22 protein-coding genes and 1 pseudogene are annotated in these 18,599 nt (G+C 39.9%); all 23 read right to left on the reverse strand.

Features of this window, described 5'->3' with window-relative positions:
* Positions 1–114 precede the first annotated feature (114 nt).
* Positions 115–1,026 carry a conjugal transfer protein gene (locus FGQ86_RS11670; protein WP_138304157.1) on the reverse strand — a complete coding sequence of 304 codons (912 nt, stop codon included), beginning with the start codon at positions 1,024–1,026 and terminating at the stop codon, positions 115–117.
* A gap of 16 nt (positions 1,027–1,042) precedes the next feature.
* Positions 1,043–2,050 (reverse strand): C40 family peptidase, encoded by a 1,008-nt coding sequence (locus tag FGQ86_RS11675; RefSeq protein ID WP_138304160.1) that lies wholly within the window; start codon positions 2,048–2,050, stop codon positions 1,043–1,045.
* A complete protein-coding gene (locus FGQ86_RS11680) occupies positions 2,047–4,257 on the reverse strand; it encodes a YtxH domain-containing protein (protein ID WP_138304162.1) in 2,211 nt (736 codons plus the stop codon). The genes FGQ86_RS11675 and FGQ86_RS11680 overlap by 4 nt, the downstream gene beginning before the upstream one ends.
* Complete coding sequence (locus tag FGQ86_RS11685; protein WP_009898619.1) at positions 4,257–6,707, reverse strand: ATP-binding protein; 2,451 nt, start codon at positions 6,705–6,707, stop codon at positions 4,257–4,259. Before FGQ86_RS11685 ends, FGQ86_RS11680 begins: the two co-directional genes overlap by 1 nt.
* Complete coding sequence (locus tag FGQ86_RS11690) at positions 6,685–7,083, reverse strand: conjugal transfer protein (protein WP_138304164.1); 399 nt, start codon at positions 7,081–7,083, stop codon at positions 6,685–6,687. The genes FGQ86_RS11685 and FGQ86_RS11690 overlap by 23 nt, the downstream gene beginning before the upstream one ends.
* 233 nt (positions 7,084–7,316) lie before the next feature.
* Positions 7,317–8,135 carry a HAMP domain-containing sensor histidine kinase gene (locus FGQ86_RS11695; RefSeq protein ID WP_226811947.1) on the reverse strand — a complete coding sequence of 273 codons (819 nt, stop codon included), beginning with the start codon at positions 8,133–8,135 and terminating at the stop codon, positions 7,317–7,319.
* An 88-nt stretch (positions 8,136–8,223) separates the two neighbouring features.
* On the reverse strand, positions 8,224–8,991 hold the full coding sequence (locus FGQ86_RS11700; protein WP_138304166.1) for an ABC transporter permease subunit: 768 nt from the start codon (positions 8,989–8,991) through the stop codon (positions 8,224–8,226).
* Entirely contained in the window at positions 8,984–9,898 is a 915-nt protein-coding gene (locus tag FGQ86_RS11705) for an ATP-binding cassette domain-containing protein (protein WP_138304168.1), read from the reverse strand. Before FGQ86_RS11705 ends, FGQ86_RS11700 begins: the two co-directional genes overlap by 8 nt.
* An 88-nt stretch (positions 9,899–9,986) precedes the next feature.
* Positions 9,987–10,652, reverse strand: coding sequence for a response regulator transcription factor (locus FGQ86_RS11710; protein WP_138304169.1), 666 nt, complete (start codon positions 10,650–10,652; stop codon positions 9,987–9,989).
* 174 nt (positions 10,653–10,826) lie between these two features.
* Positions 10,827–11,330, reverse strand: a complete 504-nt coding sequence (locus FGQ86_RS11715; protein WP_138304172.1) for an antirestriction protein ArdA — start codon at positions 11,328–11,330, stop codon at positions 10,827–10,829.
* A 17-nt stretch (positions 11,331–11,347) separates the two neighbouring features.
* On the reverse strand, positions 11,348–11,851 hold the full coding sequence (locus tag FGQ86_RS11720) for an antirestriction protein ArdA (RefSeq protein ID WP_138304173.1): 504 nt from the start codon (positions 11,849–11,851) through the stop codon (positions 11,348–11,350).
* Positions 11,770–12,066, reverse strand: coding sequence for a conjugal transfer protein (locus FGQ86_RS11725; RefSeq protein ID WP_138304175.1), 297 nt, complete (start codon positions 12,064–12,066; stop codon positions 11,770–11,772). Before FGQ86_RS11725 ends, FGQ86_RS11720 begins: the two co-directional genes overlap by 82 nt.
* Positions 12,067–12,153: 87 nt before the next feature.
* Positions 12,154–12,780, reverse strand: a complete 627-nt coding sequence (locus FGQ86_RS11730; RefSeq protein WP_138304177.1) for an alpha/beta fold hydrolase — start codon at positions 12,778–12,780, stop codon at positions 12,154–12,156.
* Between the two features lie 99 nt (positions 12,781–12,879).
* Complete coding sequence (locus FGQ86_RS11735) at positions 12,880–13,200, reverse strand: TfoX/Sxy family protein (protein ID WP_080789648.1); 321 nt, start codon at positions 13,198–13,200, stop codon at positions 12,880–12,882.
* A 22-nt stretch (positions 13,201–13,222) separates the two neighbouring features.
* Positions 13,223–13,402, reverse strand: coding sequence for a hypothetical protein (locus tag FGQ86_RS11740; RefSeq protein ID WP_138304179.1), 180 nt, complete (start codon positions 13,400–13,402; stop codon positions 13,223–13,225).
* Between the two features lie 91 nt (positions 13,403–13,493).
* On the reverse strand, positions 13,494–13,715 hold the full coding sequence (locus FGQ86_RS11745; RefSeq protein ID WP_004843355.1) for a hypothetical protein: 222 nt from the start codon (positions 13,713–13,715) through the stop codon (positions 13,494–13,496).
* Positions 13,716–13,859 (reverse strand): DUF3789 domain-containing protein, encoded by a 144-nt coding sequence (locus FGQ86_RS11750; RefSeq protein WP_138304181.1) that lies wholly within the window; start codon positions 13,857–13,859, stop codon positions 13,716–13,718.
* 12 nt (positions 13,860–13,871) lie between these two features.
* The gene (gene mobT / locus FGQ86_RS11755; protein WP_138304183.1) at positions 13,872–15,068 is read right to left on the reverse strand and encodes a MobT family relaxase; all 1,197 of its coding nucleotides are present in this window, start codon (positions 15,066–15,068) and stop codon (positions 13,872–13,874) included.
* A 183-nt stretch (positions 15,069–15,251) separates the two neighbouring features.
* Positions 15,252–16,646, reverse strand: coding sequence for an FtsK/SpoIIIE domain-containing protein (locus tag FGQ86_RS11765; protein ID WP_002347261.1), 1,395 nt, complete (start codon positions 16,644–16,646; stop codon positions 15,252–15,254).
* Between the two features lie 73 nt (positions 16,647–16,719).
* On the reverse strand, positions 16,720–17,136 hold the full coding sequence (locus tag FGQ86_RS11770; RefSeq protein ID WP_002322983.1) for a DUF523 domain-containing protein: 417 nt from the start codon (positions 17,134–17,136) through the stop codon (positions 16,720–16,722).
* Positions 17,137–17,205: 69 nt separating this feature from the next.
* Positions 17,206–17,595, reverse strand: a complete 390-nt coding sequence (locus FGQ86_RS11775) for a YdcP family protein (RefSeq protein WP_003436755.1) — start codon at positions 17,593–17,595, stop codon at positions 17,206–17,208.
* A gap of 15 nt (positions 17,596–17,610) precedes the next feature.
* Complete coding sequence (locus FGQ86_RS11780; protein WP_002606075.1) at positions 17,611–17,937, reverse strand: YdcP family protein; 327 nt, start codon at positions 17,935–17,937, stop codon at positions 17,611–17,613.
* A gap of 238 nt (positions 17,938–18,175) precedes the next feature.
* A pseudogene (locus FGQ86_RS11790) lies at positions 18,176–18,520 on the reverse strand (LPXTG cell wall anchor domain-containing protein); the annotation flags it as partial.
* Positions 18,521–18,599: the final 79 nt, after the last annotated feature.

Below are 18,599 nucleotides of genomic sequence, written 5' to 3' on the forward strand. Positions count from 1 at the left end.
CGGTTTTTGCGTGAATTACTATTTTAGCGTATTCAGAACTATTTGTGAACATAATTCGATGAAAATGTAGTTTGCAAATCATATTTCTATGACATGCAAACTACTTCTTGTGATTTATCCCACAATTTTCCAGTTACTATCCTTATGTAGCACAAGCTCATATTGCGATACCTGTGTTGCCTTTGTCTGATTATCAAGGAATTTCACGGCAACTTTGACTTTCACATTGTCCCCGTCCTTTGTAAAGATAGGGTTTACCAGTTCAGAATAAAGGTAGTCCCTGCCGATAGGCTCAATCACATTTCCAGACACATAATAAGCCAGCTCTTTTTCTGTGGCTGTCGGGTATAACTTAAAGAATGTTTCCAGAAATGCGGTAGCGTCATTTACCGTATCAGCGTCTACGCTTGCGTCTGCTTCTGGTGTCTTAGGCTCATAGTCTGATTTTTCGATTGCTGGTGCAAGGGTAGGGTTCTGAATGATTACCATATCCCCGTCAGCGTCTACATGGACTTTTACAGTATAAGTCGCTTTCACATTGCTTGTCTGTTCTCCCTCTTTTATCTGCTGATCTACTTCGTAGGTAGCAGAAAAAGTGTCCGTTCCCGACTGCTCGATACGCCATACAATCACATCTGTAACTGTGGAGCTGGTCGGTATGTCGGTTCTGATTGTATCAACATTCAAGTCCTGCAATTCCTTTGTCAGATAACCGCCTATTGCCTGCGTCCTTGCTTCAATCGCTTCTTTGCTGTTATTCCATGTGTAATAGGACTTCGCAAAGTTCTTCACGAAATTTTCTATCCCGTTGGTGTCCTGCAAGCGAAGCTCAATGATTTCTTTTTCATGGGTCGTGTGCTGGTCGATAGCCGTAAAATTTTTATACACTCCGAAACTCACGCTTGCGATAAGCACCACCCACAATGCAATCACGGTTTTCTTATGTGTGCCTACCTTGACAGTACGCACCTTTTTTTCTTTTGGTTCTTTGATAGTTTCTGTCTGTTTCTTATTCTTCTTAAACATATTTTTCAAGTCCTTTCTATTGTTTTACTCGTCCTGCACCGATTAAGTGCTGTTGCCAGTAACTACTACTTAGGTCTGCATATCCTATCGGGTCGCCTGCATGGTACATCTGGTTATTTCCTACATAGATACCGACGTGGGTTACATACGAACCAGCGTTATAGGTGGAATGGAAAAATACCAAGTCCCCAGCCTTTGCCTGCGAGAGTGGGAGATGTTGGGTAGCGTCATACTGTGCCTGTGCTGTTCTCGGTAAGGAGATACCAGCTTTTCCATAACACCATTGCGTCAGTCCCGAGCAGTCAAAGGAAGTCGTAGGAGAAGAACCACCATACACATACTTCCAGCCTTGATACTTCAACGCTTCATTCATTACTTTTTGTGCCAGCTCTCCCGATACCTGCGGAACAGTCAAATACTGATTGACTAATTCGACGTAAAATTGATTGCCATACTGATACCGCCAGCCCCCGTTCTTCGCAACGGCTATCGGGTTGGTGTAGGTTACTTTCTTTCCACCCGATTTCTCACGGGCGAAGCTCTCTGCAAGATTGTAGGTATGTTTCTTTCCTTTTCCTGCCACATATCCTACATATCCACCGCCATAGTTATAGGACTGTATTGCTACATTCAAGTCGTCGATACCTTGATTTTTGCAGGAAGAAAGCAGGGACGCAAAATATTTACACCCCTGCTTGATTGAGCTTTCCGTATCTAAGGAATTAGGCGGTAGTCCCAAACTTTCCGAACTCTGCATAACATCTTCTGCCGTACCGCCACTTTCCACTTGAATGATAGCCAATAGTACATTGACATACTCGGAAATGCCGTTTTCTCTAGCGTACTTTTCCACCATAGGCTGATGTTTCAAGACTTCTGCGGATAAGTTCATACCCGTAATGCCAGAAGAAAAGTTGCTGTTCTCGTCGTCGCTGTCCGCACTAATCAGCACCCCAAAGAAAAGCACCAGAGAAAAGAAGATAGGAAACAGACTGCCGATAAGAGCGATATGTTTCAGTTTCATTTTTTCTTCTGTCCTTTCTTCGTTACAAGATTACGGGGTTTCTCTGTGGTCTGCTGGTTTTTTTGGACGTTCTGGGTCTGCTGAACCTTTGTTCTGCGGTCTTTCGTGTAATTCTGGCGTGTTTCCTGCGATACTACTTTCTCTACATTCTGCCTATGTACTGGCTGTGTAGGCTGGGTCGTTTTTCTATCAGAAGCACCAGAAGATAACGGACGTTCTTTTACAACATTTGTCTTGACTGGCTCACTTGCTTTTGAAGTCGTCGCTGTGGCAGGGCGTTTGACTTCCTGCGTTTTTTCCACAGTCGGCTTTGGAATGGTTGAAGCTGTGGCTGGTCGCTCATGGGGACGGGTAGCTCCCGTTGTCGCTGATCCGTCCGCCTTTCGCTGTGTCTGCCTTGCTTCTTGTGCCTTTTGAAGCTCCATACGCTTGTCAGCGATATTCCGTCTATGCTGTTCCCGTTTTTCCATACGTCCCGACTGTCTGGACTGCTGTTCCTGCACCATGCCACGCTTGAAGTCGGACACGCTGGACTTTGCCTTTTCCTTTGCGGAATACACCGCATAAGCGGTCTGGGTCGGCATATCTTTGAGATTTTCTTTCAACGCACCAGCCTTGTCTTTGAGCTTGTTTTTCGTATCTAAGACAGCACCCACCTTTGAGCCTGCACGTTGTCCTATGCTGGAAGTGGGATTGCCCCGATTGTCTTTAGAAGCCGTATTTTTTCTTTCTGCTCTTTTATTCGCAACAGCATTTCCGACAACTGCACCAGCCACACCGCCCGAAACACCGCCAGCACTCACAGCCCTTGCCATGCGTCGCTCCATTCGTCTAGCCCTGTGTGCCATAAACAGATACGGTCTGCGGAAAATTCTTCTTCCCATGCTTTGACTGTCGCTGGCATTTAAGGAGAACATACTCATTAAATCGCCCAGTTTCATATAAATACCTGCGAAACACACTATCTGTAAGAACGCCACCATAAAAAACGGATAGTCCGTAGATATGTTATAAAACATACTGGAAATGCTGAACGCCACCGTTACAATGAGGGTTATCCCTGCCCGTGTCATTATGGTATTAAATACTCTTACGATTGCCTGCTTTGCCATGCTTTCATAGCTCGGTATCATGGAAAGTAAAAAGCTGATAGGTAAGAACATTGCAAAGATAATAAAAAGTATCTGGCTAAATAACATCATGCCCGTAAGCAAGAATACAAATATCGTGATACCTAAATTGAAAAACAAGAGGAAAAACACCATACCCAAACGGGTTACCACCTGCGGTATCGTCAGATTGTTGTTGTCGTTATCCTCGATTTCTGTTTTCACGACTTCCTCTCTGGTCTTTCCGTCCTCGTCCTCTGGGCTTGCTGATACCAGAGCTTCTACACGGTCAGCCCCGATTTCTTCTGCGTTGCTGTTGCCAAATTGCAGAAGTAGCCACGGCTGTTCCACTTGAATAGAAAATAAGCTGTCCCGTATCAAGTCCACGCTGTCCTTGCCCTCGCTGTCAGAATTAGGGAGCATGATTTTTGTTCCCAAGTCAAGTGAAGCGGTACTGATGTCTGATGAAAATTCATTTATCTTCTTGATGTAGTCGGGAGCATAGGCAATAAATGAAGCGGACAGCACGAACACCACCACAAAGTTAATGACAGCATGAAGTGCCTTGCTGGTTTCCCTTTTTATCAGTCCCGTATAGGCAACATATAGTCCCACCACTAAGATAATGAGAAGCAGAAAACCAACATAGAAACCCGTAGAAGAAAAGCCGTTCTGTGTTACGCCTGCAAGGGTCTGTATGCTCTTTCCGATACTGTCTGCCATATCGTTAATAAAATCAAGTTTGTAGGCTTCCTGCACCACATAGCCCGTTGCATTGCTTAAATAAAGGCTTATCGTCCAGACAAAGTTGGTAATACAGTAAAGCCCGTATTGCACCGATTTTCCAATCCCGTCCAGCCAGTTCCACGGAAGCCACGACCAGCTATTATCCACATAAAAATCAAGCTGGTAATTCGACAGCGGATATTTGGAGTAGAGATTTTCTGCGTTTATGGTATCGTCCACAAGCCCCGTCGCATGAGCCACCGTCCCCAAAAGTGAAAGCAGGATAAGGGAGAGTGCCACCACAAACAGAGCCATTTTGAGAAAGTGAAGTATCTTCCTTTTTGTGAACGCACCTTTTATCCTTTCTTTCATCACTCCACCTCATTTCTCTGTACGGGCGGTCTGGTATCAAAGGCGTGCAGCAGTTCTTCAAAGACGGGGTGTATCTGCACCACACCCACACGCCCATATAAGTCCTGCAATAAACATTGTCCGTTCTCCAAATCACGCAAGCGTTTCTGGTTGTTTTCGTCGTCCTTGTCGATACCGAAAAATTCTAAGGTCTGCTTTATCTCGTTGATGTCAGTAGAACGAAATGCAAACTTCAAACCGATATTGTTTTTCAGACTTTCCTTTGACACGTCATAGGCAGACTGGGTAACGAAATAAACGCCTGCCTGCATAGCTCGTCCAGCACGAACCAGCTTATTTGATAGGGTTTCGCCTTGTGCCACATTTAAGAACGCCCACGCTTCGTCCAAATCTACAATCTTAAAAATGCTTCTGTCCGAATGGATAAAATCAAGGGCAAAGGTACTAATCACAATCAGCATAGACACCGACAATAATTCAATGGTCGTGTATTCCTCAAAAGTGGTATCTTTATCTGGCAGTACAAGGTCTGCTACTTGAATGATATTGAGCTGGTTATCAAGGCTTATAGCATTTTCTACCGTCCCGTCTGAAAATAGCAGGTGTGCAAAGTCGTAGTCCGTGAAGCTGTCGATATGGTCTGCGATATTGCGTGAGATAGCGGTATCTTCTTTTCTCAATTCCTCAATAACGTGTAACAGTCCTCTATTTTCACTCTGGGTAACAGAACGCACCGCTTTTCGTAACACGGGGAATTTTTCGCCGTCCCTAGAGGAAATACCCGTAAGGAATGTTAAGATGTCGATTGCCAGACTTTCAGCGTCTTTCACATTCTTCATAATCACAAATGGGTCAAGAAGTCCTGCATTGTCCTTGTCGCTGGTAAGGTTTACGATATTGATTTCATGGGCTATCTCTGGGAGCGTTTCTTTCCAGTTGCCACGCTCACTTTTAGGGTCTAACAGAAGTGCTTGACCGCCAAACAGCACCGCATAATATACAAGTAGATTGTTGCAGAATGACTTTCCACCGCCAAGACTTCCCACAAAAGCAGAAGCAAGGGCATTAGTAACTGTGCCTTTTACTCCCTGCGAAGCTAAAGACGGTTGCAGGTACACATTTCTTCCCGTATCAACGGAATAGCCCATATAGATACCCGTGTTTTCCCCTAACTGCTGGGTCGCACCAAAACCAAGCCCAGCCAAGAAGTCTGACTTTACATACTGCACATAGTCATTGATATATCGCTTGCTGGCAGGTAAAAATTCAGAATGAAGTCCCAACATATCGCCAGCAGGACGCACCAGTTTTACATTGAGGTCGTCGTAAAAGTCCTTGACTTCATCACAACGGCGTTTCAGCTCGTCAAGATCGGGTGCAGACACCCGTATGACGTAGCTTAACTTATACATACTTTCTTTGCTCTGGTCTAAATCGGTTTCCAGCTCGTCCACGCTGTCTAAAGCGTCCACCACATTTGAGCTGGTTTCACTTCCTGCTTGATAGGCGTGATTATCCAAATCTTTCAATTCCTTTTTCTTGTTGCGGACTGTCGTTAATGCCTTACGGTTCTCCACGATTTCTACATTCATAGAAGTATCAACGGGGAATGTGAATTGCTGTTGCTGGAAATAGAAGATTTCAGAGGACGGAAAATCCAACTCCCCGACAATTACATTGACGGTAAAATAGGACACATAGCTTTCCTTGTCCTCATGTTCCAATCGTAAATACCGCTGGCTTTCCTCAATCACACACCTTGTCGGACGGATAAGGTCGTAGTATTTTATCAGCGTTTCTTTCTTCAATTTCTTCTTTGGTAGCTGGTACTCATAATCTTCATAGGCGATACCGTCCCTGCCGTAAAGATGTTCCATGAGATACCCAAAATCATGGATTTCCAAGCGACGCACCTTAAAGCGACGGGAGATTTTATTTTCCAGTAACTTTTCCATTTTCATGTAACGGTTGATTTCATCATTCGGCATGGAAACAAAATCATTCATCAGCGTGTGGTTCACTTCATGAAGAAATTCCTTGAACGTCAGCCATGCCGATTTTTTGATGTTCTTCAGATTGAGCTGTTCTTCCGTAACCATGAGCTTAAAGCCAAGAAAAAAGCGGTAGTCCACTTGATTGTCCCCAATCATTGATACTAACGCTTCGGTCTGTTCGTCTATTTTTTGGACTGCCACCTCACGAAGTTTGCCCGTTACCAGTTTCTTTGACTGCTCCTGCATACTTCTAATGGAGCTTTCTGTGGCAATCTGCAACGCATGAATTTTTCCCTCACGGGACTGTGCGATTAGCTGTCGAAAACTGTCATGCACGATAAATTTCTGCTCTGCGGATAGAAAAGAATAGTTGTACGGTATCAGCTCATAGTAGGCGAACACCTCATTGTCCTTGTTCCAGACAAGGTTGTTATCAATATATTTTATCGGGAACATAGTTCACACTCCTTACTGCCGTGATTGTTTCATTCAAGGTCTGCTTATGCAGTTTTACGGCTTTTCCTGCATAAGTGATTTTCGGTCTTATCGCATAGGTTATCTGTGATTTCAAAAAGCTGTACGGCTTCTTTCCGTCAAAGGTTTTCTGCGACATAAACCAAGTGAGAGCAACGGGAATACCGAAGTATTTGAGAAATGCTCCCTCAATCATGGAAAGTGGAGGAATATCCCCAAACAGAATGATGATAAATTCCGTAATCACAAACCATGTAATCTGTGTAAAAGTAACGGGAAAGGGCAAGTTAAAGTCATTGATTGCATACAAGACTTTTTCCACGTTCCAGATACCCGTATAAGATTTAATCTTTTTCAAGTTCTTTCAGCTCCTTTCGTAAATTTGTAAATGGAAAAGGACAGCCATTTTCAGACTGTCCCTTAAAGAGAAATACGCTGTCAGTAGCAACAATGCCGTTGCTGATCTTCCAGCTTAATTTTTATTATTGTTTTTGATTACTATCACGAATACGATTAGTTCGTTTTTCTTTCATATATACTTGTCTCCTTTTCATAATAAAAGCAGTCAATCATAAGACTAACTGCTTTCTTTTAAACCTCATTCAATTTAATAATAATACTTAAAACATTATTGCTATAATCAGCAGAAATATTACCGTCCATTTTTTCAATCAACGCTTTGGCAATAGATAAACCTAACCCCGTAGATTTTCTTGCGGTATTTACTGTATAAAATCTATCAAACAATTTCCCAATTTGTATTTCATTAAGGTCAGAAGTGTGATTTGAAAATACAATTTTCCCATTTTCAAATAATGATATTGTTAAATCTCCCTCACTATATTTGATTGCATTATCTATAATATTATTGAAAATACGAAGTAAGGCAGTTTTATCAACGGAACGCACAATTTTTTGTTCGCACAAATTTATATTCGGAGTAATGCCTTTTTCCTTAAATATCGCATAATAGGACGAAATACAATCTTCTAAAACATTGTTGATTACGGTTTCTGTATAAACGCTATTTTCGGTATCAGAAATAATAGTTGTATATCGAAATAGTTCTTCTACTAGCTGTTTTAATGCAAAAGTACGATTTTTAATGATTGATAATTGTCTAGCAATATGTTCACTTTTTTCTTCTTTGTCTAATAAGCTTAAGTAACCGCAAATTGTTGTAAGAGGAGTTCGTAAGTCATGGGATATATTCGTAATAGCGTTTTTTAATTCTTTATCGCCTTGTATATAGCGGTGCTTTTGTTTTTGTAATTCTTTCAACTCTACATTTATATCATTTGCTAAAGAAGAAACCAATTTATCATGTGAGGAAAGCATAATCGGAGTATTCGTATCTGTATATAATTTTTCTGAAAACCCTCTTTTTATCTCTCTAATTGCTTTTCTCATATAAAAGATTTTCAAAAGTAAAGCAAATATTATTACCAGCAAGAAAAACACCATTATTTTCCACAACATAACATCATTCCCTACAAATTCATTTTAAATTCTTTTTCTCAAAGACCATTATACCTGTTCCCGTGCTTATTACAAGTATCAGTATATTGTAAATAATCATTTCCGTAGCTTGTATAATTTGCAAATTGATTAAATTTAAAAGTTGTCCTGTTGGTAAAAAGATATTTAAAAATTCATAAATTTGTTTCACAATGCTATCTGAATGAGCCATATCAGAAGAAAACAACACACTTAACACATAAAATGATATTCCAAACATCAATAAACTAACTACTAAACAGATGATTGAAGACGAAGCCTTATTTTGATTTATCATAACAATCATGGTATTTATTCCAGCAAATGTTATTGTTGCAAGAATAGAAATCCCTATAATTAAAGATATAGTGTGAATATCGGTTTTAAACGGAGCTATTAACCAAGTACCCAGCCCAATGATTGTTATTTGATGTGCCACCACTAAAATAACACTGGCAATCACACATATCAGCAAAGCAGAAATATATATTTTTAAACGACTATTTCCTGCAATGATTTTATTTTTAATTGTTCCGTCTGAATAATCTGTTCCTAAGAACCAAGAACAGAAGATAGCAACAATAAAACCGATTATAAGAAAATGCCATACCAGTCTGCTTTCTAAAGTATAATCTGTTCCATAAGCTATCATTTCACGGTGTGCTAATATAGGAATAATTATTCCAGAAAGTATCATAAGTCCAAGTAAACACCAGTACAATCTGCTTTTAAGTAAGCGTTGAAAATATGCGGAAAGTAAGTTATTCATTACGGTTTCCTCCAATCAAATTGATATAATAATTCTCTAGGCTTTCGTCCTGCTCTTGAATATTAAGAACATTGCATTCTTTTTTTGCCAGTTCTACAACAAGTGATGTTATATCTAATTTGGCAAATACATCTATTTCTTTATCTGATATGACAGAATAATCATATCCTTTTTCTGTAAGAACGTTACATAACACTTCCATATTTGAAACGGTCAGTTTTACACATTTCCTACATTTCGTATTTAATTCCAAAGCACTTATTTCTTGTATCATTTGCCCTTTATCTATAAATCCAAAATGTGTGGCAATGCGAGAAAGCTCATCAAGAATATGACTGGAAATTAAAACCGTAATATCATGTTCGTGATTAAGTTTTAAAATCAGTTCTCTAATTTCAATAATACCTTGTGGGTCAAGTCCATTTATCGGCTCATCTAAGATAAGGAAATCTGGAGAACCCGATAAAGCGATTGCAATTCCTAGTCGTTGACGCATACCTAAAGAAAAATTTCTAGCTTTCTTTTTACCCGTATTTTCAAGTCCGACTAATTTTAATAAATCTGGAATAGTGCTGTAAGAGGGAATACCTAATATTCGATACTGCTGTTTTAAATTATCTTCCGCACTCATATCTAAATAAATAGACGGTGTTTCAACAACAGCTCCTATTCGTTTTCTGGAACGAACAATCCCTTTAGAGTGATTATTTATTCCGTATAGCGAAAAATCCCCCTCTGTTGCTTTTTGTAATCCACAAATCAAACGAATTAAAGTTGTTTTTCCAACCCCATTTCTACCAATCAAACCGTAGATAGAACCTTTAGGAACATTCATTGAAAGTCCATTTAATGCGTTATAATTACCGTATGTTTTCTTTAAATCTTTCGTTTTCAATACATATTCCATTTTTTCAGCCTCCTTTATTTACAGTCAAAATACTAAATCAAAAGTGTTAAGAAATCTGTTAAGGAAATTGTTAAGAAAGTGTAAAGATTTATTCCTCAGCGATTTTAAATCCAATCCCCCATACTGCTTCAATATATTCTTTATCGGAAATGTCCCTTAATTTTTTTCTTAGATTACTTATATGCACTCTTAGTGAACTTTCCATACAATCAGGTGTTTCTTCGCTTATACGTTCAAGCAAAATATTTTTAGTAATAACTTGTTTGGGATTTTCCATTAGTATTTTCAATATCGCATATTCTGTTTTTGTCAATTTAACTTCTATATTTCTAATAGATACAGTACGGGTGTTTAAGTCCAATCGAATATCCCCATGTTCTAAAACGGAATTTATAGAATTAGTCTGACTGTGTCGAAGTTGAGCAACAATCCGTGCCAGTAACTCGTCTACATCAAATGGTTTTGTAACATAATCTACCGCACCATTCAATAACAAAGATATTTTGTTTTTAGTATCTATTTTTGCACTAATTACAATAACTGGTATATGTGAAATTTCCTCTATAATTTCTTCGCCACTTAACCCCGGCAACATTAAATCCAGCAAAATCAAATCTGGTTTTATACTAGGTATGAGAAGCAGGGCTTCTGTACCAGAATAAGCATGAGTTACTTTATAACCTGCACTTGTGAGAACTTCTTCCAACATTTGATTTATATGTATATCGTCATCAACAATCATAATATGTTTCATTTTTAAAGCACCTCTTTTCTTGTGTAAGTCATATTATAAATTCCTACCGTTCTAATATCAATGACTATTATTTTCTTGTACTAATTTATTTACGCAAATTTAGTCTATTTGAAGCCCTTACTCAATTTATTCATGCTGTCAGTAGCAACAATCCTTGTCGCTGATCCTCCAGCGTTAATATGGTATCTCGCACATACCTCGGCTTGTTTCAATGAAGCAACCGCCCATATCCAAATCTCGCCCGTAGGCTTCATAGTCAATGTAGTTCTGTAAGCTGGGTGGAATGTCGCCAAGTGCCTGCAATTCGTCTATGTAGTAGTAGGCAACGTCTGTCATGGTTTCACAGTCGGGATAATAATAAATATCGTCCTTGTGTTCCACGACTTCTTCCAGCGTCCCGTAGTGGCTGATAAATTCGTCCAGACACTCTACGATATAGTCGGGAAGTTCCTCTATCATTTCATACATTTCATTCAGTTCTTCAATGGAAACATACTCGCCAATCGCAATGGGGAAGTTGTCGGTATCATGGATAGCGTATTCCTCATACTGTTCATTCAAGCCGATTTTTTCTTTTACATCTTCCTCGTCAATGGGGAATGTGAACCAAGCACCGACTAAATAGCCCTCATTGTATTTGCCGAGATTTGCAATATAAACCGCCATATCATCAAGCATAAGCACCACCTCATTTCCTACTCTGGCAGTTCAAAGATACCGTGTTCTGTTACTAAAAATTTCCCGTGTTCCTGCAAGTGAGAAGCGTAGGCTTCAAAGTCAAAGTAATATGCTTGACAGTCCTCGGATAAATGCTTGAACGTCGGGTCGTTCATTAACTTTTGCCTTGCAACATCTATCATGCTTTTGCAGTCGTAATAAACCGTAATCACGTTCCTGCAAATATAAAGTGCTTCTAAATTTTCATACACGGTCAGAAGTGCTGTATATTCTTCCTGCATATCACTGGAAAGCTGGCGGTACATAAACTCTAATTCGTTGAGCTGATACACGCTTGTATGTTCGTGGACTTCATCAGCAAAGGGCAGTACCTTTTCGATAATGCGGTACTCCGTGCTTTCTGCACCGACACCTAATTTTTCTTCAAACTCGGCAACATCTATCGGCAGGTCGAACCAGTATGATGTTGTTTCTTCGCCAGTTGTTCCTCTCGTTTCCACCAGCACCCTTGTTTCCTGCATTGTTCCTCACGTCCTTTCTGTTGTTTCATCACATCTTTTAAAGTCTGGTACGGCATACCAAACACATACTTTGAAAAATCTTCTAACTGTTCTTCTTCATAATCAGCAGGGTTCAGCCGTTTCATTTCATGCCACACCTTACGCTTGTAAGAGGGCAGGTCAGAAATATAATCACAGCCGACTTTTGCCTGCATATCCTTAAAAATATCGTTCATGTAATCACTCCAATCTAATTTTAGGTACGAAAAAAGCAGTCAATCCTAAGACTAACTGCTTTGTGTGTAGGGATATGAAATTGTGTATCAGACGTATTGTCTGAAAAATATATTTAACTTTTGCCCCAGTAATGTAGGGTTATCAGTATTTACTTCATGTCCTGCGTTTTCAATAATAGCTATCTCTGCGTTTTCTATCTGTTGTTGCAATTCTAAAGAAGCTCTTTTATTTATCTTATCCTTATCGCCACAGACAACAAGTACCGAACATGATATTTTTTTCAGTTTATGTTTAAAAGTAAGTTCTGTCATAGATTTGCATAGATTGATAAAATCTGTTTTCTGGAAACCCATTTTTTCAAACGCTGAACAAGGCATAATATGAAATATCAGATTTTGTATTTTTAACAGATACTTTGGCATTTCATATTGTGTTCCTATTAAAACTAATGAGTTCACTTTTTCTGAGTGTTCGATTGCATACTGCATAGCAAGAATACCACCTAAAGAAAGTCCACAAATATTCAGCGGTTCTTCAAATTGTTCACAGTATGTTTCCAATACTCGATACAATGTATCATAACATGGTACTTTCCCAGAAAGCCAATCTGATAAATTCGGACATAAAACTTCAAAATCATCATTGAAAACTTTTATAGTATCACTCCAACTTTCAGAAGATTGTCCCAGTCCATGAAGCATTATACATTTCATTTAATCACTCCAATCTAATTTTGGGGTAAACACAAATCAGTCAATCCTAAGACTAACTCCTTTGTGTGTATGGATATGAAATTATAAACTAGAAGCTGTTTATTTTTTCTTTTTAGGTTTTGGCGTAGGCAGTTCATCATACATCACATCAAATAAACCTGTCAGAAAATCTCTATTATCAACTTCTTCCACCAATAACATTTCTTTGGCATTTTCGTATGGAATTTCATAGGTAACTGTCGGCATATAAGAAATTGCAGACTTTGTTGGTTTTACCAGTAACCTATCATCATATATACCTCCAACGATTTTCCCACGATAATAGATAATAAATTCTCCCATCATTGCACGATATGTTATTTCTTGTAATTCTGATAATTGTTCTAAAACAAATTGTAAATAATCTTTACTTGAAGCCATTACTAAATCTCCAATCTTGAATTTACTTATTTCGTTTAAAATACATTTCAAATAATAGTCCAAATCCAGAAATAACAGACAATATTATTCCTGCGGTGTACCAGTTTATTTCATTTGCTAGAAATCTGCTAAATTCCGAAGCACCTAAAATCATAACTATTCCAACAATAAATAAAACAATCCATATTTTTACTTTAATCATTACGGAAGCTCCCTTTCATTCTCTAAATTCCAATTTGCACTTTCTTCATATCCATATTATAACAGTTCCGTATATCCGCTACAATAAAATTTTATGCACCAATAATCTTATTGAACAGCTCTAACAGTACATCTTTCACACCGCCAGCGTTGAATACCAAACCGACAGCAATCAAGGCAACTACCAAGAAGCCGATAAGTTTGGAAAACTCACGCTTGAACCCTAAGTAGATACCGATAACCACAATCGCCATAAGCACTAAGCTCTGTGCGTTTGATAAAAACCATTGATACAAATTGTTTCCGAAATTCATTTAATTGTCCTCACTTTCTTTGTTTTCTTTGATTTCTTCCATATGTTTGTCAGCTTCTTTGCCGACATTTAAAATACACATCAAGACTACGCCGATACCCATTCCCAGAGATACCAGCAGGAAGTCTTTTACTAATTCCCACATTTTTTATCACTCCTAACTTTCCACTAAATCTTTTGCAGGGGTCGTCTGCTGTTTGATTATCATTTCATGTTTTTCTGTGAGCTTTGCCTGCTGTTCGATTGTTTCCATGTAGTCTGTGCCGTTTCCTTTATCAATCTTTTTCAGCATTTTCAAGGTCGGTGCTACCTGCCTTTGTACCCACCGCAATGTACGGTCTAAGGTGTAAGGTTCTGGCTTTGTCGTCAGCTTCAGGCTCTGTCTGTTATCGCCGATAAACCAAGCCCAGCGGTCATTGAGTTTCCAGTCATTTTTTCGCTTGTCTGGTTCTTCATCAACAAACCGCACATACTGGTTGATGATAGAAAAGGCGGTCTGCTCTGCGTCATAATAGGTCAGCAAATCCCGTACTGCATAATAGGCACGTTCATTGCGAAGCCGTATCTCAAAACGGTTGATAATGTCGGCTTCATCAAGCGGTGTCCCCAGCTTGACGTACTGCTCATAGTCCTTTTCATAGATACAGAAATACACATCTGATTTCAGCGAACCAAGATAAAGGGTACGTCCCATATGTTCTCTGTCGTCCTCTCGGTGCTTGATAAGTTCGCCCGACTGGTAAAACTTATAACTTCTGGACTTTCCGATATATTCCCGTTTCCTGCATTTTTCCGCAAGCTCTGGAATATCCAAAATGCCCGTATGGTCGTTGATAGCAAGGTCGATACGCTTCATCACGCCACCGTCTACGAGTGCGTCCATGAGAAAGTCATACCAGCTTCTTTGCTGTGCCAGCAGGTAACTTTCAAACTGCCTGCAACCACGCCCCTTTAACTCTAAAAGGACACCTTTTTCTTCGTCAGCCGACGTATAGATAAAGATGTCCCCTAAAGAATAATGCTCCGTATAACTGTAATGTCCGTAATCTTCATGGAGCATATAATTGATATTCAGTTTTAATATATCTTTGATGATATGCTGTATATCCAGCGTGGGAAAACGAATTTTCACATAATCAAACAACATGGTAAGCGGTGCTTCTGGATTGAACCTTGCCAGTTCTTTATACAGAGTTTCCAGAAGTTCTTTTGACGGCTTCATTTTTCCACTTTCTATCTTGTTGAGATATTCCCTTGTGATACCAGAAGCCACCGCCAGCCTGCCTTGTGAGATACCGTAAGCAATCCGTTTCTCCCGTAATTCTTTTATCCATTGTTCTTCATTCAGAACCATACCCCCAATCTGTCAAGTGTGAAGTTTTCTAAGGCGACTTCACAACTGATTTTCGCTAGGAAATCATACCAGAAGCCTTATGTTTCCTATGTTTTTCGTCTATTGTCTATTTGCAAACGTACCCCTCTGTTAGATACCGAGGGGTTTTACCTGCTGGCGTGGCTAACGCCACACCAGCAACGGCTAGTCCGTGCCGTCGCCTTTCGCTTCGCACGTCGCCGTCCCGTCCTGCCTTGCTTGTGCAAGAGAGCCGATAGTCTGCAAAAAATCATGTCCTTTCGGGACTAAAGGCGTGTAAAACTCACTGATAACGCTTGTCCCCACATCACAATAGCCACGCCCCTTGATACGCTTCTGAAAAAACTGCTTTTTTACATCTGAACCGAACAGCATACCGTAACCTAATTCGCTGATACGCCCCAATCCCACACGGAAATTAAAGTTATCTCTGATACCGTCCGAGAAATACTTTGCGTCTGGACGCTGGCAGGCGACGATAAGGAAATAACCTGCTTGTCGCCCTAACATAACGATTTTCTTTAACTGGCTAAGTAGGCTCACGCTTTCTTTTGTCCCCAGCATTTCAAAAAACGCCACATATTCATCAAAGATAAGAAAGCAGGGGGGAAGTCCCAGATAGGCGTAGTTTTCGCCCGTCTTATAGTTCGGGTGTCGCTTCATTTCCTCACTTCGCTGTACCATACCCTCATAAAAGGCATTGACGCAATCTATCATTTCTTCTTTGGTGTGATATACATTTCCCATAACTGTCCCTAAGTCCGCAAGGTCAGCGTTCTTCGGGTCTAAGATGTAAAGAACAGCGTTGGTATGCAGTAAGGCTTCAATGAGTGTCAGCAGAAAATAAGTTTTACCGCCACCAGTCCCACCAGCAATCAGAGCATGAGGAAGTGCGTCATATTCCCAGACAAGATTTTTCATCAGTCTAAGACAGCCGTTTTCTGCTCGTACTTCATCAATGGTAATACGGTTCGCTATCATATCATAAAGCAGGGTATATTCGATATAGCCGTCATGCAGGGTCTTGTCGGTCAGCTCGCAATATAAGCCACTTTCCAATTTATCCTCTAACCGTAAAAGCTGGTCTTGATATTTCCCCAGCGTGATTTCACAGCGGATATGAAGCAGTCCTTTTTCCATTTGATAATAAATCTTTGGAAACCAGACGATTTTTTCTCTTGATCTGCTTTGCAGGTCAGTAAAAAAACCGCTGTCTTGCACGGTATCAGCTTCATACCACTTATTTTCCAGTATCATTCTTGCCAGCTTTTGACGGTGCAGGAGCTTCTTGAAATTGTCGTAACAGAAGCGGTAATACAGAAAAGCGACCAATGCACAAACACCAGTCGCTATCAGTATGGTTATGAAGTTGTAAGGGGAGAGCGTCAAGCCGTTCTCTAACAAACTGAAATGTTCCCAATCGGTACACATGAGCTGTTTGATATTCAGTAGCAAAAGAACCGTCACAAATACAAACAGAAGCGTCCCTATGGAAAAGTGGTAGACAAGGTGCTTGTCGCTGGCTCTGATACGGTGTCCTTTATTCCAAATCTTTTGCATAAATCAATCACTCCTTTCTGGGTATGAAAAAAGCAGTCAATCCTAAGACTAACTGCCTTTTCATTACCATTCATTAAAAATCTTCTGAGTCCAACACTTTATATCCAGCCTCAATTAACGCTTGTGCAAACAGACCTTGACCTTTTATCAATTTTCCCGTAAAACTACCATCATAAATATTCTTGACTGCACAAGTTGGGCTTCTTGATTGCAGAATAACTAAATCTATTTCCATACTTCTTATTTCATTTAGAGCCAACTGTACCGCATGACGATATTCCTCATCAACAATATTTCCATTTATATCCATGACAATACCATTTACTATTTCCGCACTAGGACGTGGTGTAGGCATATTCGCTAATAATTCTGGACAAATTTCGATAACCTCTTTGTCTTTTAGAAACTCTACAACTTTCGGATTGAGATTATTCCCACCGTTATATTTGCAGTTTTTTCCCATGATACATGAACTAACTAATACTTTCATAGATAAGCACCTCACAATTTATCCTAATTATATCATTCAACGAATTACCTCACAATAAAAATCTAATCTCTAATTTTGTTTTTTCGGCTGTCCCTGCGTGTTATTATTCTGTGGATTGCCTGCGTTCTGGTTGCCTTTATTCTTCAACACAATATCCTCTGCCCTTACATACCAGTCCACATCTGCACCACCAAACGTCTTTCTTGATACCGTATCTGCTACGGGATTGACAAGCTCCACGACTGCATTGTACGGAAATTCTCTTAACGGTACTTCTGGCGGTACAGACACGGGGATAATTCCACCATGCAGACTGCACTTCAAATCATAGATACGCTTTTTAAGCTGGGTACTCGGTGTTCCGTCCTCGTTCTGCAAGAACACATCACGCACCGCTGTAAATTTTAATTCTCCAAATGTTTTCTCTTTGTCAATAACAAACCCGTTTGATAATCTCATAAATTCTTCACTCCTTTACTTTTCTTCAACTGCTACAATATCATCAGCAACTAACACATAATCGGTATGTCCCATATCCCCGATTGCATAACCTCTGCCGTATAACTTCGGATTGACAAGTTTTACTTTCTGTTCATACTTGAAATGCTTTTCGCCAGCCTGCACGGGAATTTCCACGACAACATTTTCGCCTTTCTGTACGTCAGAATAAAGGTTATAGCTTCGTCTGGCTAAGACCCTGCGGTTATTTTTATCTCTTTCAAAGACTGGCTCGCTTTCGCCTGCAAATTCAAGTGTTCCAAAAGACTGTGCCATATCTGGCACGACATATTTCATTTCCATATTGTTTTACCTCGTTTCTTTTTATTTTTGATAAGTTTTTTGATTGTGATTTCTTATTCTGGCGGTTTGGGAAGTACCAGCAATCCCCCAGATAGTAAAGGGTAAAATCAATGCTTACGCACCCTTGACTATCCGTGTTCTTGCAGGTTGTAGGCAGACAAGCCAGAATAAGCGGAAGTCTGCCGTTTGACAGCTTCGGCGGAGAGCGTGATTTTTCTTTCATCATACCGTTACCGCCTTACGATTTCTTCATTTTACGGCGTTTGTAAAGATATGTTCCAGCCAGTCCACCAGCAGACGCAAGCAACATCACGACAAATGCCATTACATTTGTACTGTCGCCCGTTTTGGGACTGTCGCTAGGTCTGTTAGGCTTTTCTGGTGTCGGTGGTGTTTCGGGTTTCTCTGGTTCTTCTGGCTTTTCCTTAAAGGTAATCGTCTGTCCCTTATCCTCAATATCCTTATGCTCGGTAACTTTCTTCGGTTCGTCTGGATTGCTTAAATCGTACAATTCTTCAAAAGTTACAAGCTGTTTGCCGTCAAGAGAAGTAGCGTCAAACGTAAAAGCAACTTCCACTTTCATAGTGGTGTGGTATAAAAAAAGTTGACAGCTTATTCTCAAGGATTTCATAATAAAACCAAGAGAATAAGGAGGTATTCAA

It is taken from the genome of Clostridium sp. BSD2780061688st1 H5 (genome assembly GCF_005845155.1).
GTDB lineage: Bacteria > Bacillota > Clostridia > Lachnospirales > Lachnospiraceae > Claveliimonas > Claveliimonas intestinigallinarum.